The following is a 22,161-nucleotide window of genomic DNA, read 5'->3' on the forward strand; positions in this document are numbered from 1 at the left end:
TCCGCAATGTGTCAAATATACATCTTGAATCCTAACGCTAAAAGCGAAGCGATCTCACATCTAATTAATTTCTAGCACGCGTCACAAAATAGTTGCTTATTCTTCACAATGTTTTTTCAATGCTTGTAAAACCATCCAATTATCATCTCCAAGCGCAACCGCTTTTTTTAAATCAGTACATACTTTAGTTTTTTCAGCTTCAGGAATTTTAGTTTCTTTTGAAGCCATTATTTGAATGTCTTTGGATTTAGAGATGGTTCTACTATTTCCAAATTCGTGTTTTCTAATGATGGTAAAAGCTCTGTTTGAGTACGCATTTGTAAAATAAGGTTCTATTTCAAGGGTTTTATCAAAATCCTTAATGGCTTCATCAAATTGAAAGTTATTTAGTTTTGCTGCTCCTCGCGCAAAGTAACCCTCAACCCAATTCTCATCAAGTTCAATACATTTTGTGTATCTTTTTATAGCCGATTTAAAATTTCCTTCTCGATAGTTAGCTTGTCCTTGGTTGTAGTATTTATAGATTTTTTCGGCTGTTTTATCTTTTTGAGAAACTCCATTTACAAAAATACTTTTACCTTTTAGTTCTCCTGTAGAATAATATGAGATAGATTCGCCATTCATTTTTCCATTCTCATTAAAAGTTGTCCGTTGTTTTAATTGCCCATTTGGATGATACATTTCCCAAACGCCAATTTCTTTCCCGTTTTTAAAAATACCTTTTTGCTTTAGTGTACCATCTTCATAAAATCGTTTTTCGACTCCGTTGGAGATTCCGTTTTCATATCCAATTTCATCAGAAACGTTTCCATTCAAATAGTATATACGTCTTTTGCCTTTTAGTCTACCGTTAAATAAAACGCCTTCTCCTTGCTTTACACCTGTTAAGTAATAATCTATAAACTTTCCTGAATATGCAGTTGAACTATTATTTAAACACCAAACACCATTCTTTCTTTTCATCAATTGAGTAGAAGGAATTATTTTAATACTGTCGGGTCTTTTTGCATACGCTTTGGTAAAAACATACATAATTTTATCTATATCTTTATAGCCAGATGATTTTATTAATTTTTGATCTGTAACGACCACAACATTATTAATTTCATCTTCTGTGAGTGTTCCAAATCCTTCTTTAGGTTCTTCAATTATTGGAATTGAATCGACAACGAATAAGATATTTTCTTTTGAATCTTGACAGTAGCCAATGACAGAAGTTAGCATTAATATTAAAATCAATATTCTTTTTTTCATTTGTATTTTCCTTTTTTAGCTTTGCCAATATACGTCTAAGTAATTTTACGTTCCATATTTCTCTATAAAGCTAAACAAAGATCACACATACACAATGCGGTTTCCCGTAATCATTCCCGAAAAGCTTTAAATAAGTCTAGAATCTTGACGCTAATAGTGAAGCGATCTAAGAGATTTCCGCCTACGCGGGAACAAGTCTAACAGCAAAGTGCTCCAATTATCTAAGAGCGCAGTGATCCAAAAGCAAAGCGTTTCAAAATTAAAACATTCCTCGTATCTTTGCCGTTCATTTGAAAAAAAGACATAATGAGTTCAAAAAACGATACAGAAGCGTTTTACACGAAACTAAAAGCACAGTTAGAAGATACAACCAAATTTCCAGCCATATATATGTATAAATTTATTGTTCCTTCTAGGGAAGAAAAAATAAAACAAGTACATCAAATTTTTAATAATATCGGTGCCGTAATTGATACCAAAAAATCTTCTAAAGGAACATATACTAGTGTGACCATTACCGTAAATATGAAAAGTGCAGATGCTATTATTCAAAAATATAAGGATGTAAGTGTGGTAGAAGGCATAATTTCTTTATAATTAGACACATAATTTATTTTTTTTTACTATTTTGCAAGCACAAAAATAATCTTCACGAGAACTTTATTTTACTTCATTATTTACCTTACAAACAATTTTCATTTTGATTGACCAATTAGAGTATAATACAGAGCGTAAACGATTGATTATTCCCGAATATGGACGACATATTCAAAAAATGATCAACCAAGCTTTAGACACAGAAGATGACGTAGAGCGCAATAAAATTGCAAAGTCTATTATAGGTGTGATGGGAAACATGCAGCCACACCTAAGAGATGTACCTGATTTTCAACATAAATTATGGGATCAATTATTTATCATGGCAGATTTTGCTCTTGATGTTGATTCTCCATATCCAAAACCATCACGCGAAGTATTGCAAGAACGTCCTGAACCTTTAGGATATCCGCAAAACTTTCCAAAATATCGTTTCTATGGAAATAACATCAAACGTATGATTGATGTTGCCAATAGTTGGGAGGATGGCGAAAAGAAAGAAGCATTAGAGTACGCGATTGCAAATCACATGAAGAAATGTTATCTCAATTGGAATAAAGATACTGTGGATGATTATGTAATTTTTAGACATTTACTTGTATTAAGTAATGGTGAAATTGACTTAGCAGCCAGAGAAGAAGACTTGTCAGATGCTTCAAGCTTATTAAAGCAGAAGAAAAAGTTCGTAAGCAGCAGCAACAAAAATCAACAGCGTAGCAAGAGTAACAACAACCGCAGCAATAGAAAACGCTACTAATAACATTCATTATTATATTTTATGGGGACTTTTAAGATTGAAGGTGGTCATCAGTTAAAAGGAAGTATTCAACCACAAGGAGCAAAAAATGAAGCACTACAAATTTTATGTGCTGTATTATTGACTCCAGAAAAGGTTACAATTAGTAATATTCCTGACATTGTAGATGTCAATAAATTAATCATGCTTTTAGGAAACTTAGGCGTGAAAACTCAAAAAAACGGACCGGGATCCTATACATTTCAAGCAGATGATATCAATCTTAGCTATTTAGAATCTGAACAATTTAAAGAAGAAGGACGCGGATTGCGTGGTTCTATCATGATTGTTGGACCATTGTTAGCACGTTTTGGAAAAGGATATATTCCTAAACCTGGAGGTGACAAAATTGGACGTAGACGATTAGATACACATTTTGAAGGTTTCATAAAATTAGGCGCAACATTTAGATATAATCGTGAAGATTATTTCTACGGTGTAGAAGCTAAAAAATTAAAAGGTACCTACATGCTTTTAGATGAAGCATCTGTGACAGGAACTGCAAATATTGTGATGGCTGCTGTTTTGGCAGAAGGAACAACCACGATATATAATGCCGCTTGCGAACCTTATTTACAGCAATTATGTAAAATGCTGAACCGAATGGGCGCAAAAATCTCAGGAGTTGGATCAAACTTATTGAGTATTGAAGGTGTTGATGAATTAGGTGGAACTTCACATAGAATGCTTCCAGATATGATTGAAATTGGAAGTTGGATTGGATTGGCAGCAATGACACGAAGTGAACTGACGATTAAAAATGTAAGTTGGGGCGATTTAGGTCAAATTCCAGAAGTATTTAGAAAATTAGGAATCACAGTTGAACGTAAAGGCGATGATATTCATATTCCTGAACACAAAGATGGTTACGAAATTCAAAATTATATTGACGGTTCTATATTAACTATTTCTGATGCGCCTTGGCCAGGATTTACTCCAGATTTACTAAGTATTATTTTAGTAGTTGCTACACAAGCACGTGGAAGTGTATTGGTACACCAAAAAATGTTTGAAAGTAGATTATTTTTCGTTGATAAATTGATCGATATGGGCGCAAAAATTATACTTTGCGATCCGCACAGAGCAAGCGTGATTGGTCATGATTTTAAATCAAAATTGAAAGCGACAACAATGGTTTCTCCTGATATTAGAGCAGGAATTTCATTATTAATCGCGGCGTTATCAGCCAAAGGAACATCAACTATTCACAATATAGAACAGATTGATAGAGGTTACGAAAATATTGATGAACGCTTACGCGCGATAGGAGCGAAGATTGTCCGTTTATAGTTTCAAACGTATATAAAACTTATAAAAAAATGAATTGCTGTCAAAAGTGATTCATTTTTTTTTGTTTTAAACTTTAGTCGATTTTAATCTCAACAGGAAAATTAATTCTTCGTGATTTTAATCTCAACACGTCTATTAGCGCTTCGATCATGGCGACTTTTTTCAGGAAAATGTAATGGTGCTTTAAATGCATAGCCTTTGTAGCTTAAGCGATCTTCTGAAATACCTCGATTAATTAGGTAGTTGTAAATAAATCGAGCTCTATCTACAGAAAGTGTAACAGTACCAGTAGCACTATTAAGTGCGTCAGAATCGTCGTCGCCACCACAACATACATGCCCTTGTACTTCAATATGGATTTCTCTATTCTTCCTAAGAAAACGGACTAATTTTTCAAGTTCTTTTATAGAAGATTTTACCAATGTAACTCTTCCCGTTTTAAAATTTATTTTTCCTAAAGCATACGAAGATCCAATGCGAAGTTCTTTCACAGGAATGACATAAATATTTTCTTTACGCTTTACCAGTTTGGGTTTGTGATCGTTTTTAGAAATAGTAATGGAAACTTTTCGGTGTTTTTTGACGCCAATTCGTTCATTTTGTTTGGTTGTTTCCGTTGGCAATTCACCTTTGGCTTCTTTCTCAATAGAATTGATCAGCACTTCATACTGTTTCTTTAGGTATTCAAAAACAGAAGTTGCTCTGTTTTGAGACAATTCAAGATTAAAATTTTCGGTGTCCACAAAATCGGTATATCCTTTAATTATAAAATTATAAGTAATTGTACTGTCTAAATTAGCTAACTTCTCATCAATTTTTTTTTCATGTTTTGAAGACAATTCAAATTTTCCCAAATCGAAATAAAGATCAAACTCAATTTCTTGTGCATGACAAAAACCGATACTGCATAAAAATAAAAGAAGTAGTTGTAGCTTCATAAACTGACCATTTGGGACCAAAAAGGTACAAAAATATACTAAAAACAAAGGCAACTAAATTAATTAGTTGCCTTTGTCAGTTTTAAAATAATGTGAATCTAGTACACCTAATCTAGATTCGGTAATATAACCTTATTAACAACATGAATTACTCCATTCACTGCTTGGACATCGGTAACAACTATGTCACCGGTTCTATTGTTTAAGTCTGTGAAGCTTGCTCCACCTACTGTGTTTATTGTAAAGTTGTCTCCTAATGTATTTACTGTCATTCCATCGGTTAATGTAGCTGCTAATACATTTGCGCCTGCTACTACATGTGTGTTTAATGTAGCTTCTAACGTTGCTGTTGGGATGTCAGCTAGCTCAGTAACACCATCAAGCTCAGCTAATAAATCTACAAATGCTGCGTCAGTTGGCGCAAATACTGTAAATGGTGCTGGTGTTCCTGTAGTTGAAAGTGTAGCTACATACGTAAATGAAGCTTCTCTAGTTAATGCTTGTACCAAAATTCCAAATGTTGCATCAGCTGTTGCAAATGTTACAACTGTAGGTAATCCAATTACAGTGTTTACTGCGTGAATAACTCCGTTATCAACACTTACATCTGGTGTTGTTACACTAGACACACCATTAAGTACAACACCATTACTTGTGTTTACATACATGTTTAGGTTGTTTCCAGTTGTAGCTTCTTCTGCTAATGTTTGAATGTAACCAGTACTTAAATTTGAAGAAGTATTTACACCACTTACTACATGGTTTAGTAATACTTGCGTAAGTACATCTACGGGTACAGCTTCTAAATTTGCAAAACCATTTGCAGTTAAGAAAGCGTCGAATGCTGCATTATTGGGAGCAAAAACGGTGTAGTTTGTAGTTCCTGCTAATACACCAGTTAAACTTGCTCTGTCTAAAGCAGCTCCTAAAGAACTGTAATCAGAGTTTGCAGCAACAAAATCTGCGATTGTATTGCTTGGTGCGACTACATTATTGTCATCATCACTACATGAAGTAAGTGTGAATAATGAAATGACGATTGCCATTAGAATGGATGTTGTTTTCTTTTTCATAACAATTTTTTTAGTTAACGATCGAAACAAAGATATAAATTTTGTTTATATATTTTAAATAATCGTTAAACAAAATATGTTAATTGTTTGTTAAATCAATGAAAAGGTTAAACAAAACAGCAATTTGATTAGCTTTCAATTCCACTCTTATAAGTTGTTAAACAACGCTCACGTGCGTGTTTGTGTTCTACAATGGGTTGTGGATATGTGAATTCTTGATAATCTGAAGCCCATTTTTTAATGTACCCATGTGCTTTATCGAATTTTTGTATTTGTGATGTCGGATTGAAAATTCGGAAGTACGGAGAAGAGTCGCAACCTGTACCAGCAACCCATTGCCAGTTTCCAACATTTTGCGCTAAGTCAAAATCCAATAGTTTTTTCGCAAAATATGCTTCGCCCCATTTCCAATCGATCAATAAATGTTTGCACAAAAAACTCGCAGTAATCATACGAACTCTATTGTGCATATAACCAGATTCATTTAGTTCACGCATGCCAGCATCCACTAATGGATAGCCAGTTTTTCCTTCGCACCAAGCTTTGTATTCATCTTCATTGTTGCGCCATTTAATTCCATCGTATTTAGACTTGAAGTTGTGCGTGACTGATTCTGGGAAATGCCATAAGATTTGCATGAAGAATTCTCTCCAAATTAATTCTTTTAAAAATATATTATTTTCAGATTGCAATCCATTTTTGACACATTTTCGAACGCTTATGGTTCCAAAACGTAAATGCGTACTCAATCTTGAAGTTCCTTCAATAGCTGGATAATTCCTTGTGTCTTCATAATTGTCAATAATAGTTGAAGACATGTTATACGGAAGTACTTTTATGCTAGCTTCAGTAAATCCTATATCTTTTAGTGTTGGGAAATCAAATTTAATTTTCGCATAGTTTTTATAATGCGAAGCGCAATCAACACTTTCATAATCTGAAGTTTGCAAAGTAGCTAACCATTTTTTTGAAAACGGCGTGTATATTTTATAGGGATTACCGTCAGCTTTTACAATATCATCGCGTTCAAATATCACTTGATCTTTAAACGTTTTGAAGTGTATATTTTCAGCGGTTAATGCTTCTTTTATTTCTTTATCTCTTGAAATTGCATACGGTTCATAATCATGATTTGTATATACTTCAGAAATGTGATATTCTTTGATGATTTTTTTTAAAATTTCAACGGGTTTTCCGTGTTTCACTAACAACGAACTTTCATGTTTTTGTAATGTTTGATGAATTTTTTCTAATTCTTCATGAATAAAGTTCACACGCGCATCATCTTCGGGTAATTTTTCCAAAATGTCTTCATCAAATATAAAGAGTGGAATGACTTTTTTTCCAGAAGTCAACGCATGGTATAATCCGATATTGTCATCGATTCTTAAATCTCTTCGATGCCAAAAAATCACACAATTATCCTTCATAAGTTCCAAATAGTTCAGTTAGTTTTTTAGTACGGTATTCAAATATTTCTATTAGTTTAGGTTTCACCAAAATCGGATGCATCAATCGTCCCAAAAAGCCCAAAGGTATTTTATAATCAATAATATCTTCCATTTCTACGCCGCCTGGAACTTCTCTGATAAAGTGTTTGTGATGCCACATTGTATAAGGTCCAAAACGTTGTTCATCCACAAAATAGTGCTGATGTTCTACATGTGTAATTTCGGTAACCCAATGTGTTTTTATATTAAAAACGGGCGTTACAATGTATTGTATGATTTGACCAGCGTACATTTTGCCAATATTCTCCGTTAGGATATCAAAACTCATATAATCTGGTGTAATTGTTTTTAGATTTCTTGGATCCGATAAAAAATCCCATGCCTCTTCAAGAGATATGGGAAAGTTTTGTTTGCTGTGTAATCGATAGACAATTCCTTTTGTGCTAAATTTTTGCATGTATTTTAGTTGTTAATGAGAATATAGCCATTTAAAGAGCAGGCGACTATAAGCCATAGTATGTAGGGAAGTATAAATAATGTATATACTTTTAATTGTGATTTGTAATTGTATGCAATTAAGGTGACTAATACCAATAATAATATTAGATTAATCATTCCTAATGCAATAAAATGTTGGTTGAAGAAAACGTAATTCCAACTAACATTCAGTACAAATTGTATCGCGAAAAGCGCTAGAATAGTTTTGAGATTTTTTTGTTCCGTAAGTTTTGCCATGTAAATAGAAAAACAAACCATTATGGTTGTCCATGCAATTCCAAATACGATACCTTGCGGTGTCCAAGGCGCTTGGTTTAAATTAATGTACCAATCTGTTCTTGGTCCGTTATCCATTAGAATAGTTCCTATTCCTAATGCGCCAAAATTAATTAGTAAGAATATTGCTAATCGGATGTAAAATTTCATAGATTATATTTTTAGGCTTACAATACCACAATCAATGGTAAAAATTTGTCCAGATACTGAACGCGATTTATCAGAAATTAAAAAGTCTGCCATATCTGCAACTTCTTGTGGTTCTAAGAATTTTTTTAATGGATGACGTTCTGTGATATTTTCTACCATTTTATCATTTCGCAACAACTTACTTGCTAAGTCTGTGTTTGTGATCGTTGGTGCAATTGCGTTCACACGAATTGTGGGTGCAAGCTCAGCAGCCAATGACTTTACCAAACCTTCAACAGCTGATTTTGCAGCAGAAATACTAGCATGAAAAGGCATTCCTAACTTCGTTGCTACGGTACTAAATAATAGAATATTTGGATTTTCTCCTTTTTTTAAAACGGGTAAGTATTTCTGAATTGCTTTTACAGCACCAATTACATTAATTTCGTAATCGTTTTTAAAATCATCTATTTTGAGTCGTGAGATCGGTTTCAAATTAATACTTCCTGGGCAATAAATTAAGGTGTCTATTGCAGTTATTTCTGGAAGTTCATCTTCTAAGACATTACAAGTAAAATGTGTGAAGTTGTTGGAAGTAATTTCAGGGTTTGTTCTACTAATATTGATGACTTTATGCTGTGCTAATTGCGATTCTACAATGGCAGCACCAATGCCTTTACTTCCTCCAATTACTAATATATTTTTCATTTATTTTTTGATTTATAGGCAATAATAAACCATGCTAACAACCGAAATAGCTGTCAGCATAGCGAATTATTTTATTGGAATATGTTAATTATAAACGCTTTTCGTACTTGCGTTTTAAAGTTGTTAATCTTTTCATGACTTCCATGATAGATGGATCTTTTTTTTGCTTGTAAATCTCGTTCAAACCTAAGATTAATCTTTTTGCTTCACGAGAAGCTGCAATTTTGTCACTTCTTGATATGAACTTCTTTTCTTCAAAGTCCATAACCTCAGAAAAAATAGTTGTCATAATTTAATTTTTTAAAAAGTTTTGTAATTCTAGAATTTTTTGAGATGTATTAAATACACCTCCATAATAAGATGTAATTGTTGTTGACGAATCATCTTTAACGCCTCTTGAAGAAACGCATAAATGCTTCGCATCAATAATTACAGCTACATCATCAGTTTGCAATATACTACATAATTCTTTTGCAACCTGATTGGTAAGTCTTTCTTGTACCTGAGGGCGCTTTGCGTAATATTGTACAATTCTGTTAAGTTTCGAGAGTCCAATTACTTTACCCGATGAAATATAAGCTACGTGAGCCTTTCCCATGATTGGAACAAAATGATGTTCACAGTTAGAGTAAAATTGGATATTTTTCTCAATAAGCATCTGATTGTATTGATATTTATTATCAAACATAGCTACTTTTGGTTTATTTTTAGGGTTTAAACCTGAGAAAATTTCTTCTATATACATTTTAGCAACTCTTTTTGGGGTTCCTTTCAATGAGTCGTCAGTTAAATCTAATCCTAACGTTTCCATGATTTCCGAGAAGTGATATGCAATTTTTTGCTTTTTCTCTTCATCAGATAGTTTGAAAGCATCTGGACGCAAAGGAGTTTCCATACCTGTAAGCAGGTGTTCATCTCCAATTTCTTCATAGCTAAACCCATTTATGTGGTTTAAAACGTCAGCAGTTTTCATATTTTTTGTATTGTTTAATTATTTATTTATAAAGTTAAACAAAATTAAGTTCAAAAGAAAGATTCTTGCCTTATTTTGTTGATGCACCTATAAAGAAAAGCTATGATTTCCTTAGCGTTTCGAAATTTTATTATTGCTAATACTTCGCTGACGCGAGCATTTAAAGCGTCCTTCGATAAAATTACGCTTTTTTTCATGCTTAGTTTTACGACCAGAAACACGTTTGCGCCAAAGTTTAAAACTAGAAGTTTTTAAATTATTTCGCATCAAATCAATCACTTCTTGCTCTTTTAATCCAAATTGAAACTTTATTGCATCAAAAGTTGTCCGATCTTCCCACGCCATTTCAATAATGCGATCTACTTGTATTGGGTTTAAATCATGTTTCATGCTCCGTAATAATCTGTTGTATTTAACACTGTGTTTTTTTGCGTTACTATTTTTTCAATGAATGCTTTATTTTCTTTAAAAAGCTTATTTTTTTTGAATTGAATAAAATTTCCTTCTGCATGAATGCTAAAATAAGCCGAATTATAAATGTGTAATTTGTAATACGGAATTACCCAAGAATAGCTATCAAGTTTTTTGTGAATATGAATTAAAATTCCTTTCGGGCGCAGTTCAATACTTCCGTAATTCAAATCATCAACGGTATTCAAATATTGTTTCATTTTTGGACTTACATCATTGATAATCATTCGTTTTGAACCAATTCCTTTTAGTTTGATACGTTGCATAATTGGAAACTGTTCGCCCAAATTAGAATCAATCAATTTTGAAGCTTCTCTGTCTGTGTAGGTAGTATTTAAGATCATTATGAGGGCTGTTTTCTATTGGTTAATGTATGCTTACGCAAGATTCTAAAATTTTCTTCAATTACTGTATTTTCATCTTTCATGTGCCATAAAATATCACTTGCGCGTTTTCTGGTTTCCTGAAGGTTTACAATTGGTTTTGGATAATTTTCCCCAAGGATAAAACCTGTCATTTGTTGTTCCATTTGTGTCATTCTTGAAGGTTCATGTACAAAAACAGTTTCTAAATCCGCCAACTCAGGAACCCACTTTTTAATAAAAATTCCTTCCGGATCATGCGCTAATCCATTCTTTGTCGGATTGTACATGCGCAACATATTAATTCCGGTTTCTCCAGCTTGCATTTGAATCTGCGGAAAATGAATACCGGGCTCAAAATCTAAAAAATAGCGTGATAGAATTACGGTTGCTTTCTGCCAAGGTTGCCATAAATTGTGTGTAAAAAAAGAAACAACCAAAGCCCGCATTCTGAAATTCAAATAGCCAGTTTCTTTCAAGCAGCGCATGCAAGCATCTACCAACGGATATCCAGTTTGTCCATTTTTCCATGCTTCTATATATTGCTCAGAAACATGTTTTTTTAACTTTCGATAGCCTTTATTAATACTTACAAACTCCATTTCGTCTTCCATTTCAAATTTTTGAATGAAATGTGCCTGCCAGCGCAAACGTGAACCAAAAGACTCTATTTGTTTTTTATGAATATTTTGTTCAATATTACTTGTTGCTTCTTTCAATACGTGTCGTACCGATAAATTACCCCAAGCTAAATATGGCGATAAACGACTGCAACTGCGACGCGCGAGTAATGGTTTTGAAATATGAAACGTGTAATTTCTTCCGCGATCTTTAAAAAACGTATGCATGTATTTTAAACCAGTCGTAGTGCCGCCTTTTTGAAAAGGTGAATCACGATTTGTCTCTAAATTTGGAATATGAAAGAAAGAAGCTAATTTTTGTACCTCTTCAATCGTACACAATTGTTCTTTTTTTGGATTGAAATCTAACAAAGGTTGATTCATAAAGTTTTCCCACTTTTCGATCCAATTTTTTCGATCTTGCAAACCTCTAAAAACACCATTATTTACATTTTCAACCCAAGTAATCATGTTGTTTGTTAAAAAACGCTTCAATATTTTATCACGATCGTACGTTACTTTTATGCCTGTTTCTAGGTGTGAATATACATGCGTAACTTTATATGTTTCTTGAATGATTTGCAATGCTCTATTTACATTCGATTGTACAATTAAAACCTCACTATTATAAGTTTTCAACGAGGTATTCAATTCTGCCAAAGATTCTTTGATAAAGTTCCAATGGCGTTCGCTATAATGCGGATCATTCAAGAGAATTTCTTCAAAAACAAATAACAACAATGTTTTTTTCCCAGATGCAAGCGCAGCATGAATGGCTTCATTGTCATGAAGTCGTAAGTCACGCTTAAAGAGAACTACATTAATTTCTATTTTGTTTTGAGAATTCATTATATTTTTTTGTCTTTTTTCACCAATTTGTTGATCATTCCGTTGAAAATAAAGCCGTGAAATGGTAATACTGCGAACCAATACATACGTCCCCATATTCCTTTTGGTCTAAAAGTAGCACGTTGATGGAGCTTATTTTTTTCAATTTTAAATTCTAACCAAGCTTCTCCTGGTAAGCGCATTTCTGCAAAAAGCAACAATCGTTTTTCTTCTTTATTTGCATACAATACGCGCCAGAAATCTAATGGATCACCTGCATTTAAGGTGGTTTGATGCGTTCGTCCGCGACGCAATCCTATGCCGCCAAAAATTTTGTCTAAATACCCGCGAATTTTCCATAGGAATGTAGCATAATACCAACCATTTTTGCCGCCAATTGCCCAAATTTTATCGAGTGTTTGTGCTTCATCAACGATATCTCTTGTTTTAAGATCTTCATAACAACCGAATTCCGGAACTTTGATATAACGCGATATTTTTTCACGAAAAAGTCCACTAATCAACGAATCTTTCCAGCTAGAAATCACACTGTTTTGTTCAATTTTTATAAATGCTTTTTTTACGGCTTCTTTGTATGACATTGGTTGAACGTCCAATAGTTCATTAATATCACTCGATTTCCCTATCACTTCAACCTTCATGCTATCCACCAGATTCATCGCAAGTTTATACGAAGTCGTAGTAATAAAATACAACCAATATGAAGATAACTTTGGCGTCATTACGGGCACAGAAATAATGGTTCTTTTGAGTTTGCGTACTTCTGCAAACTGCAACATCATTTCCTTATAAGTCATCACTTTAGGGCCAAAAATATCATACGATTTGTTATACACTTTCTCGTTTCCGATCGCTTTTGATAAGTATTCCAATACATTACGAATTCCAATAGGTTGAGATTTTGTATTGATCCATTTTGGTGCAATCATAATAGGAAGTTTCTCTGTTAAATCTCGTATGATTTCAAAAGATGCACTTCCACTTCCCACAATAATTCCAGCTCTAAAAGTTGTCAACGCGTATGTGTTTGACGCTAAAATATTTTCTACATTTTTTCGCGATTGTAAATGCTTTGATAATTGAGAATCATTTACAATTCCACTCAAATACAACACTTGTTTTACATTCGTTTTTTCAATGCGAGTTTTAAAATTTACCGCACAATCGTGTTCCATTTTTTCAAACTTAGACGAAGACGACATTGAATGAATTAAATAATAAGCAACATCAATGTCTGTTGGGATATTGTGTAAAGTTTCTGGTTTTAAAAAGTCAACTTCAATAAGTTCAATACGCTCATGATTTGCAATTTCTTCGGGAACACGTTGCTTATCTCTTACGCAGCAAACTAAATAATGTTCCAGTTCCAATAAAATTGGAATGAGTCGTTTTCCGATATATCCCGTAGCGCCCGTAAGTAGAATTCGCATAGTCTAAATTTGTTTGGGACGTTGGTATGGATAACGCGTATTTTGTTGCGGTATCGCATAACCATCAAGTCCATTTATAGTGGCGGTTTTTGCTTTCGCAAGATTAATGAAACCGTCAGTTTCTAAGAGTTCGTCATTGATATGTAAATGTTCAATTGTACCAATAACAAGAATCGTGTCATTTTCCTCAATTACATATTCGTTTACATAACGCATTCCGACTTGTACATGACAACCTTTTACATAAGGTGCTAAAAAATCTTCTTTATATTCAGCTTTTAAATCAGTTTGATCAAATTCTGAAACGTCTTTTGGATATTTTGCAGATGTATGATGCGCATCTTGTATACTATTTTGATGAATATGATTAATAGTAAAAATTCCTGTTTTCCGAATATTTTCGTATGTATCTCTAGGTACAACGGCTGGTCGCGTGATGAAGCCAAGTAACGGTGGATTTGATCCTAAATGTGTTACAGAACTAAATACAGCAACGTTAGTTTGACCATTTTCGGATTGTGTGCCAATCAAATTAGCTGATTTATACCCCGAACAACTATTAATCAAATTGATACGGTACAATTTTTCCATATTGTCAATATCGTCACGCGTAATTGTTGCCATTAAAAGTTTTTATAATTGTTGATTTTTACATCTTTCGCTTTCAATTCGTGCAATAAATTATACAGTCCAAAAAACGTTCTATTCATATAAATAAAGTGTTTTGAGCCTCTATTTGCATTCATGCTACGCAATTGTGTGTTTTTAGCATAGCGTTCACCGATATCAGCAATCTTTCCAAAGAATTCTTCATCAGAAAAATCAAAAACTTCTACATTAAAAGGTGTGGTAAATAAACCTAATAATTCATGAAACATCTCTGTAAAAAAAGCTACTTCTTCTTTTGTATCATCTTCACGAAGAATTTCTAATTCGTATAATTTTTTACTAAATAATTCAGGATTGCTCATGGTTCCTTTATCAGCCAACTCAAAATACGGCACATAAAAATCTTCTGGAATGGCTTTCATACAGCCAAAATCAAGTGCAATTAATTTGTCATCTTCTGAAACCAAAAAGTTTCCTGGATGCGGATCTGCATGTACTTTACGAAACTCATGAATTTGGAACATATAAAAATCCCAAAGTGTTTGTCCTAGTAAATTTGATTTCTCTTGATCAGTATTTTTTCCTGTAAATTCAGAAAGATGTTCTCCTGTCATCCAATCCATCGTTATGATTCGCTCTGATGAGAGCGAATCATAATACGTTGGAAACAATATATTTGGCAAATGTTTGCACGCTTCCGAAACTTCTTTACTTTGCTTGATTTCAAGTAAGTAGTTGGTTTCTTCCGTGAGTTTTTCTTCAACTTCTCTGAAATATTTATCAGAGCCTTTCCCAGTAATGTTAAACATTCGCATCGCAATAGGTTTTACAAGTGCCAAATCTGAGGAGATGCTTTGAGCAACTCCCGGATATTGGATTTTCACAGCAAGTTTCTTCCCGTCTTTTTCGGCAACATGTACTTGACCTATGCTAGCGGCGTTTAACGAAGTGGTATTGAATTTGTCAAAAATCTCACTTGGTAATTTGCCAAAATATTTTTTAAATGTTTTTATAACTAATGGTGGCGATAATGGTGGTACAGAAAATTGTGATAATGAAAATTTGTCCACGTACGCACGCGGTAAAATATTCTTTTCCATACTTAACATTTGCGCTACTTTTAAAGCACTTCCTTTTAAGCTTTTTAAACCATCATAAATATCTTCTGCATTGGACTCATCGAGTCTTTCTTTCGCTTTTTCTTCAGAATTGATGATTTTATCACCGTAATATTTTAAATAGTTGACACCAACTTTTGCTCCTGTCGTTACCAGTTTGCTGGCACGCTGTATTTTTGTAATTGGAATTTTGTCAATTGTTTTCATTAAGATCTGATGTCTAATTTTTCTTTGAATATAAATTTCCCAAAATCTACAATGCTTTTGAGCGGCGTGTTGTCTATAAGATCGAAACTTGCATTCACAGATTTTTCGATGTATTGATCCGTCTTGTCAAAACTTGAAGAAGTATCATCTAACCAAAATTTTAAGGTGAGTATGAATTGTATCCAAGCAGTTTCGTTGATTGCTTTGTGTTGAATACGTTCTAAGCGTTCTTGATTCAGATCGAGCGTTTTTAAATCTAAACTTTCTATAAAAGCAGTAAATACATGCTTCAGTTCTTTTAATAATTTTAAAGATTGTAATGGTTTTTTGTCGACAGTTAAACTGTAAACAACGTAACTTCTGTTGGCAGTTAATTGCTCAAAGAAGGTGTAATAAAAACTTAATAGTTTGTTACGAGCGTCAAATGTTTCAAATTCTTCACTGTTTGATAATACTTGTAATGTGTTTGTGCCAAATGTTGAAAAAATGTTTTCTTCTAAGACTTCAAAAGAACTATAGAATTCATAGAACTTAGCTTCGTCAAAATTGTTGTTTTTAGCAAATGCATACACATTTTTCGGTTGTTCCCCATGCTCCAAAATAGAGTTCATATATGCTGAAATAATGAAGAGTGGAGTTATATTTTTTTTCTTTGCCATAATGTTAATTTTAAAACAGGATAAAGGTACGAAATTTTGTTTAGCTTTTTTAGATTATAATTAAACAAAATGTTTTTGTAGCTGTTAAAGTTATCATAACGAAAATGATGAAAAGCGTTTTTTTGATCGGAAAGTGAGGGTTTTGCTAGTTAACAGTCAGTATCACAGCAGTTTTTGCCTTTTACAAGTATGCAGCATACAACTGCGAAAAGTGCACCTAAGATTGGCGCAGCAATATATAACCATAGATCAGCTAAATTTCCAGAAACCAACGCTGGACCAATGGAACGTGCGGGATTCATGGAAGCTTTGGTCATTGGACCTGCAAACATTGCTTCCAATAGTACAATACCACCAATAGCGATTCCAGCCATGGTGCCAGTCTCTTTGCTGCCTGTTGATACATTTATAATGACAAGCATTAAGAAAAAAGTCAGTAAAAATTCAAGAATAAAAGCTTTCCAAGCTATGATTGTTGGAATTGTTGCGCCAAGCGTTTCACTTTCGGGCCAAAACATATAAACGAGTAAACTTGCACAAATTGCGCCTAAACATTGTGCTAAAATATATTTTGGAACTTCTTTCCATGGAAATTTCTTTGCATACGAAAAAGCAATTGTTACCGCAGGATTAAAATGTGCACCAGAGATTTCAGCAAACGCATAAATCATTCCCATGACCACCAATCCCCATGTAATGGCGACTCCAGGGTGTGTAATAACACCAGTAATGTCATTCACAACCATTGCGGCTGTACCACAAAAAACCATCGTAAATGTTCCTAAAAATTCCGCAATGTAATTTTTCATAATATGCATTTAGCTCGCCGTAAAAATAGTATTTCTTATTTTAAGGATTTGTTAACATTTGTGCGTGTGGTTTCTGTGTAACTTCGTCAAACTAAAAAATCAAAAATAATAATACGATGAAAAAATTACTTTTAGCATGTTTCTTAGCTGCTGGAATCAGTGTTCAAGCACAAATAGAGACGCCACAACCTAGCCCAAGCGCGAAGTTAGAGCAAACTGTTGGTTTAACAAAAATGACTGTTGAATATTCAAGACCAGCAATGAGAGGAAGAAAAATATTTGGAGAGTTGGTACCTTTCGGAAAAGTATGGAGAACTGGAGCCAATGCAAACACTAAAATTTCGTTTAGTGATGATATTACTATTGGAGGAACTTCTGTTAAAGCAGGTGAGTATGCAATTTTTGTAAAGCCATCTGCGCAAACATGGGAAGTTATGTTATATAACGAAACAACAAACTGGGGAACACCAGGCGAATGGGATGATACTAAAGTAGTAGCAACAGCTGTAGCTCCTGTAAACACTATGCCATACAAAACAGAATCGTTTACAATTGCAATCGGAAACCTTTCTAATGGTGGAGCAGATTTAACATTTAGCTGGGACAAAACGTATGTAGTTGTTCCTTTTACAGTTCCTACAGACAAGAAAACTACCGCTAGTATTGAAAAGGTAATGGCTGGCGCTAGTGCTGGAGATTATTTTTCTGCTGCTAGATATTTCTTAGAAGAAGGAAAAGACATTAGCAAAGCTAAAATGTGGATTGACAAGGCTATTGAAATGACAAAAGAGCAACCAAGATTTTGGTATTTAAGACAACAGTCTTTAATATACGCTAAAATGGGTCAAAAAGCAGACGCTATCAAAATTGCGAAAGAATCAATGGCATTAGCTGAAAAAGCTGGAAATGCTGACTATGTAAAGATGAATAAGGATTCTATCAAAAAATGGTCGAAGTAATTCTTTACTCTTAAAACATAAAAAAGCCTTTCCACTGTGGAAAGGCTTTTTTTATGCGCCATGATTTTTGATTGAATTATCATTAATTTTTGTGTGTAGTTTTAAAAAATAAATTAATTTCATGCTTTATTTAAAATGAATCATGATGAAATTATCTTTTCGCGCGTTATTTTTAGTGTTCGTTGTCACATTTATATTGAATTCTTGTACAGATGAACAACTAGATATTGCGATACAAACTCCTTCTGAAACGGTTTCAGATGCTACTACGGAAGTTATTTTAGATTGGAATCAATTATGGTGTGAATTAGATCGCTATGCAATTGGCATGCGTCCAAATGCATCTACAAGAGCATTGGCGTATATTCACTTAGCGGCGTTTGAAGTTTGTGTGGCAGATATGGTTGGGTACACATCTAATAAAGATAGATATGTTGAACTTGATATTGATTTTACCCAAAGAGAAGCAAATGTGAATGTTGGTATAGCTTTGAATGCTTGTTATGCAACGGCAATTGATCATTTTATGTACAATGTGCGACCAGATATTGATAGTAAAATAGCAATGTTGCGTCAAGAAAAAGAAGCCGAACTTTCTCAAAATATAAGTAGTGATGTTGTTTTGAATTCAAAAGATTGGGGAAATTACATAGCACAACAAATAATAGCATACAGTCAAACTGATACGGAAGCAGAAACACAAATATTGAGCCCGCAACCAACGTCGTATGAACCGCCAACTGGTATTGGGTTTTGGACCTACAGTGATGATGCAGAACGCGCTTTATTTCCATATTGGGCTTCTGTGCGCACCTTTGTGATTTCGTCAGCAGAAACTTCAACAGTTGCGCCACCGTTGACGTATAGCGAAGATACAACGAGCTCGTTTTACACAGCAATGCAAGAAGTATACGCGTCTAGTGAAACTGCTAGAACAACAAATAATGACGATTTATGGGTTGCAGAATTTTGGTCAAATGATGTAGAAGGATTAATGATGAGTCCGCCAGGAAGACAAATTTCGATCGCAAATCAATTGATAAAACAATATGATGTAGATCATGAAAGTGCGTTGGTTTTGTTACTAAAACTTGGATTTTCATTAAATGATGCCGCTGTTTCTACTTGGGCAGATAAGTATGAATATATGGTGATGCGTCCAAGTGTGTACATTCAGGAATTTATAGATCCAACTTTTCAAACGAACTTATATCCGTATATTTCTTGGCCAAATCCTTCTTTTCCAAGTTATCCATCCGGACATTCTACCTTTGCTTCCGCTGCAGCGGGAATATTTATGCATCATTTTGGAAACAATATTGACTTTATTGATCGTTCTCACGAAGGTAGAACCGAATTTAGAGGAACTCCACGAGGATATACAACATTTACACAAATGGCAACAGAAAATGGTTTTTCAAGAATTCCACTAGGTGTGCATTTGCGAATGGATTGTACCGAAGGTTTACGTTTGGGGTATGAAATCTCAGCTGCGGTAAATGACTTTGATTTATCCTTGTAAAATTAAAAGAAACACTAAAACAATAAAAAGCCTTTCCACATTTGTAGAAAGGCTTTTTTAATTTTGCTAGAAGCTAGAAGCTAGAAGCTAGTATACTACTGACTACAGTTTCCATTAAGTATATCTTGACCAGAAGGATTGTACCCATTATTAACAATTACTACACAATAATCATTATTATTATTCCAATTTGATGTAACTAATGCATTGTTAAGTGCACATAAGTCAGTCAAGTTTGGATTTGGTCCATCAAAGTAACCAGTGCAATCACCTTCCCATTGTCTAACACCAATATTAATTATTGAAAAAGTTGTTCCTATAAAAGTTAAGTCTTCAATTCCATTTAAACTTAGTAATGCATCATTATTGGAAACAAGTAAACTTCTCGCTTGTAGTTGTCCTAAGCCTTCTAAATTAAGTAAAGCATCATTATCATTTATGTCTAAATCTAACACTGTTGTTAAATTCTCTAATGAAGTTAGCGAGTTTAATGCGTTATTATTATGAATAGTTAAAAATCGTAAATCGCTTATGCTTTCTATGCCTTGTAGTGAAGTCAATGCATTATTGCTTGATACTATTAAATCATTTTGACTTGTTAAACCAAAAATGTCCAGACCTTGTAATGAAGTTAGTGTGTTATTTCCAACAATAGTAAGGTTAAGCCCAATTGTAATTGAGTTATTGAAGCCTGCAAGTGATGTGAGTCCATCATTATCAGAGATTCGTATATTTTGAATGGAAGTAAAGTTGTCACAACCTGCAAGTGACGTGAGTCCATCATTATCAGTTATATATAAATACTCCACGTTCGTTAAACTTGTAAAACCACTCAATGAAGTTAGTGAAGGATTGTTTTCAATAAAAAGTGAACCACCAACACTAGCTATATTGCTCATATCTTGTAAACTTTGTAAATTTTCATTACCGATAATTTTAAGATCATCAGCAATGTTTGCAATGGAAGCTAACGGACTTAGATTGGTAATATCTGTATACGTACTTTCATCACCAATAGTAACATTTCCAGTTACACTTGTGAATCCAAAAGTTCCAAAATCGTTTACTTCTTGTTGTGTTGATAGTCTAAGGTTTCCATTAAAAATACCACCATTATTTGTACAGGTGCTAACTACACCTAAATTAAAATTTTGTGTATTAAGTGGAACATTGTCTATAATTGCCCATTGATTTGTATTAGAATCAAACAATTGGATTGTTGCTGTTTGTATTCCGCAATGTTGCAGTCCAATATTAATCATTCCGTTTGTGATTGAAAACGTATTGTATTCATCTACATATAGATACCCATTGGTAATAGGGTTTCCGTCACAATCATTAGCAATTCCAGTAATGGTAGTCGTTAATAAATTTACGGACTCGTCAAATGAAATTACGGTTGAAGTATCTGTCGCGTAACCGCCAATGGTTTGTGTATCGATCAATTGTCCAAAACATAAACTTGCAAATTGATAAATAGAAACGCTTATTTCTTCATTTCTAGGAATTAAACCACATTCAAAACTTCCTGAATATACAGCACCAGAAAATATAGTTTGATCGTTGGGAAGTCGTTTGATAATCACGTAATAGGGTGTAGTTGAAGTGTTATTCGCTGGTGTCAGGTTGAAGCAAAAATCTATAGCATCAAAAGGAGCATCGCAATTCCACCATGTAAAATGGGAAACTTCTGCGACATACATATCGCCAAATTTAACGGCTTGTCCTTCTTCCTTCCAATAGCCTTGTGCTTCATCAAAATACCACAAAGGAATAAAATCGGGTGCAATACTAGTTTGACTGAAATGCACTGGAAATTCAATAGTGGCTCTATTAAATTCATTGATGTTTAGTTGTTCGCCAGAAGGAGAAAATAAATTTACAGAAAGCATTCCGTAGGTTTCTAAATTTCGTGCATCGTTCGCTTCGGTTTGCGCCAATAAACTACCAGGCATTTGGGAAAATGTATTTATTGAGTTTGGTTCAACATAATGTAAAACGACATCCACTTGTCCAGTATATTCACTTCCATCTTGCCGAACGAATCCGCCACTAAAATTTACTTTTGCGCCGTTTTCTAAAGCCACTGAAGAAACGGAGCCTGAAGTCACTGTTTCGGTAATACTCTTTTTAAATAAAACAATATCTATTCTATTTTCACCAGTAGTTTTTGGAATCACAACTCTTGATCCGTTGATATATCCTTCTTTTTGGGCTTTTACATACGCGAAATTTTCAAAAACATCTGCATTGTTAAGAATGAACATTCCATTACGGTCGGTAATCGTTACGGAATTTCCAATGGTGATTTGCACACCTGATATTCTATTATCATCGACATCTTTGACTAAGCCGATAAAATTTCCAGTAGTTGGCGACCCGAAATTATCAGCTTTAAATTCTTCATCTTTTAAGATATCAGCTGCGGTTTGCTGATTGGGAACAGTCCTAGAATCGAAATCATCATCGGTACAATTTTGTAAGAATAAGACGCATGTAAATGCGAAGAGTAGTTTGGTTAATTTTTTCATAATGTTTACGGTTTTAATACCTTTTAGATGCA

At 33.8% G+C, this 22,161-nt stretch carries 23 protein-coding genes; 5 read left to right on the plus strand and 18 right to left on the minus strand.

The features are described from left to right. Positions 1 to 96: 96 nt before the first annotated feature. Positions 97 to 1,254: a toxin-antitoxin system YwqK family antitoxin gene (locus H2O64_RS04915; protein WP_187561034.1), complete on the minus strand. Its 1,158-nt coding sequence runs from the start codon at positions 1,252 to 1,254 to the stop codon at positions 97 to 99. Between the two features lie 306 nt (positions 1,255 to 1,560). Between H2O64_RS04915 and H2O64_RS04920 the strand changes: the two genes are divergently transcribed. From H2O64_RS04920 to murA, 3 genes are all read left to right on the plus strand, one after another. Then, a complete protein-coding gene (locus tag H2O64_RS04920) occupies positions 1,561 to 1,851 on the plus strand; it encodes a DUF493 family protein (RefSeq protein ID WP_187561035.1) in 291 nt (96 codons plus the stop codon). A 103-nt stretch (positions 1,852 to 1,954) separates the two neighbouring features. Continuing rightward, positions 1,955 to 2,608, plus strand: coding sequence for a DUF4290 domain-containing protein (locus H2O64_RS04925; protein ID WP_187561036.1), 654 nt, complete (start codon positions 1,955 to 1,957; stop codon positions 2,606 to 2,608). 21 nt (positions 2,609 to 2,629) lie between these two features. Beyond that, positions 2,630 to 3,937: a UDP-N-acetylglucosamine 1-carboxyvinyltransferase gene (murA, locus tag H2O64_RS04930; RefSeq protein WP_187561037.1), complete on the plus strand. Its 1,308-nt coding sequence runs from the start codon at positions 2,630 to 2,632 to the stop codon at positions 3,935 to 3,937. A 101-nt stretch (positions 3,938 to 4,038) separates the two neighbouring features. Here the strand turns inward: murA and H2O64_RS04935 are convergent, their stop codons facing one another. The 16 genes from H2O64_RS04935 to H2O64_RS05010 form a co-directional block, all read right to left on the minus strand. After that, a complete protein-coding gene (locus H2O64_RS04935) occupies positions 4,039 to 4,875 on the minus strand; it encodes an OmpA family protein (RefSeq protein WP_187561038.1) in 837 nt (278 codons plus the stop codon). Between the two features lie 107 nt (positions 4,876 to 4,982). Then, on the minus strand, positions 4,983 to 5,948 hold the full coding sequence (locus tag H2O64_RS04940) for a fasciclin domain-containing protein (RefSeq protein WP_187561039.1): 966 nt from the start codon (positions 5,946 to 5,948) through the stop codon (positions 4,983 to 4,985). 128 nt (positions 5,949 to 6,076) lie between these two features. Further along, on the minus strand, positions 6,077 to 7,378 hold the full coding sequence (locus tag H2O64_RS04945) for a cryptochrome/photolyase family protein (protein WP_187561040.1): 1,302 nt from the start codon (positions 7,376 to 7,378) through the stop codon (positions 6,077 to 6,079). Next, positions 7,368 to 7,856: an SRPBCC family protein gene (locus H2O64_RS04950; RefSeq protein WP_187561041.1), complete on the minus strand. Its 489-nt coding sequence runs from the start codon at positions 7,854 to 7,856 to the stop codon at positions 7,368 to 7,370. Before H2O64_RS04950 ends, H2O64_RS04945 begins: the two co-directional genes overlap by 11 nt. Positions 7,857 to 7,861: 5 nt before the next feature. Next, positions 7,862 to 8,323, minus strand: coding sequence for a TspO/MBR family protein (locus tag H2O64_RS04955; RefSeq protein ID WP_187561042.1), 462 nt, complete (start codon positions 8,321 to 8,323; stop codon positions 7,862 to 7,864). Between the two features lie 3 nt (positions 8,324 to 8,326). Next, positions 8,327 to 9,010, minus strand: a complete 684-nt coding sequence (locus tag H2O64_RS04960) for an SDR family NAD(P)-dependent oxidoreductase (protein ID WP_187561043.1) — start codon at positions 9,008 to 9,010, stop codon at positions 8,327 to 8,329. An 88-nt stretch (positions 9,011 to 9,098) separates the two neighbouring features. After that, on the minus strand, positions 9,099 to 9,299 hold the full coding sequence (locus H2O64_RS04965) for a hypothetical protein (RefSeq protein ID WP_187561044.1): 201 nt from the start codon (positions 9,297 to 9,299) through the stop codon (positions 9,099 to 9,101). Between the two features lie 3 nt (positions 9,300 to 9,302). Next, positions 9,303 to 9,983, minus strand: a complete 681-nt coding sequence (gene folE, locus H2O64_RS04970) for a GTP cyclohydrolase I FolE (RefSeq protein ID WP_187561045.1) — start codon at positions 9,981 to 9,983, stop codon at positions 9,303 to 9,305. A gap of 111 nt (positions 9,984 to 10,094) precedes the next feature. After that, entirely contained in the window at positions 10,095 to 10,373 is a 279-nt protein-coding gene (locus H2O64_RS04975; RefSeq protein WP_187561046.1) for a TIGR03643 family protein, read from the minus strand. Beyond that, entirely contained in the window at positions 10,370 to 10,798 is a 429-nt protein-coding gene (locus tag H2O64_RS04980; protein WP_187561047.1) for a hypothetical protein, read from the minus strand. Before H2O64_RS04980 ends, H2O64_RS04975 begins: the two co-directional genes overlap by 4 nt. Further along, positions 10,798 to 12,285 (minus strand): cryptochrome/deoxyribodipyrimidine photo-lyase family protein, encoded by a 1,488-nt coding sequence (locus H2O64_RS04985; RefSeq protein ID WP_187561048.1) that lies wholly within the window; start codon positions 12,283 to 12,285, stop codon positions 10,798 to 10,800. The genes H2O64_RS04980 and H2O64_RS04985 overlap by 1 nt, the downstream gene beginning before the upstream one ends. Continuing rightward, positions 12,285 to 13,715 (minus strand): SDR family oxidoreductase, encoded by a 1,431-nt coding sequence (locus H2O64_RS04990; protein ID WP_187561049.1) that lies wholly within the window; start codon positions 13,713 to 13,715, stop codon positions 12,285 to 12,287. The genes H2O64_RS04985 and H2O64_RS04990 overlap by 1 nt, the downstream gene beginning before the upstream one ends. A 3-nt stretch (positions 13,716 to 13,718) precedes the next feature. After that, a complete protein-coding gene (locus H2O64_RS04995) occupies positions 13,719 to 14,339 on the minus strand; it encodes a flavin reductase family protein (RefSeq protein WP_187561050.1) in 621 nt (206 codons plus the stop codon). Continuing rightward, on the minus strand, positions 14,339 to 15,649 hold the full coding sequence (locus H2O64_RS05000; RefSeq protein WP_187561051.1) for an ABC1 kinase family protein: 1,311 nt from the start codon (positions 15,647 to 15,649) through the stop codon (positions 14,339 to 14,341). Before H2O64_RS05000 ends, H2O64_RS04995 begins: the two co-directional genes overlap by 1 nt. Further along, positions 15,649 to 16,308: a TetR family transcriptional regulator C-terminal domain-containing protein gene (locus tag H2O64_RS05005; protein ID WP_187561052.1), complete on the minus strand. Its 660-nt coding sequence runs from the start codon at positions 16,306 to 16,308 to the stop codon at positions 15,649 to 15,651. Before H2O64_RS05005 ends, H2O64_RS05000 begins: the two co-directional genes overlap by 1 nt. 149 nt (positions 16,309 to 16,457) lie before the next feature. Next, positions 16,458 to 17,117: an MIP/aquaporin family protein gene (locus tag H2O64_RS05010; RefSeq protein ID WP_187561053.1), complete on the minus strand. Its 660-nt coding sequence runs from the start codon at positions 17,115 to 17,117 to the stop codon at positions 16,458 to 16,460. Positions 17,118 to 17,233: 116 nt separating this feature from the next. Here H2O64_RS05010 and H2O64_RS05015 point away from each other — a divergent pair, with 116 nt between their 5' ends. Both H2O64_RS05015 and H2O64_RS05020 read left to right on the plus strand, forming a co-directional pair. Beyond that, positions 17,234 to 18,076, plus strand: a complete 843-nt coding sequence (locus tag H2O64_RS05015) for a DUF2911 domain-containing protein (protein WP_187561054.1) — start codon at positions 17,234 to 17,236, stop codon at positions 18,074 to 18,076. Between the two features lie 142 nt (positions 18,077 to 18,218). Next, the gene (locus H2O64_RS05020) at positions 18,219 to 19,598 is read left to right on the plus strand and encodes a vanadium-dependent haloperoxidase (RefSeq protein WP_187561055.1); all 1,380 of its coding nucleotides are present in this window, start codon (positions 18,219 to 18,221) and stop codon (positions 19,596 to 19,598) included. A gap of 95 nt (positions 19,599 to 19,693) precedes the next feature. Here the strand turns inward: H2O64_RS05020 and H2O64_RS05025 are convergent, their stop codons facing one another. Beyond that, positions 19,694 to 22,129, minus strand: coding sequence for a leucine-rich repeat domain-containing protein (locus H2O64_RS05025; RefSeq protein ID WP_187561056.1), 2,436 nt, complete (start codon positions 22,127 to 22,129; stop codon positions 19,694 to 19,696). Positions 22,130 to 22,161: the final 32 nt, after the last annotated feature.

It is taken from the genome of Kordia aestuariivivens, assembly GCF_014397005.1.
In the GTDB taxonomy this organism is placed as follows: domain Bacteria; phylum Bacteroidota; class Bacteroidia; order Flavobacteriales; family Flavobacteriaceae; genus Kordia; species Kordia aestuariivivens.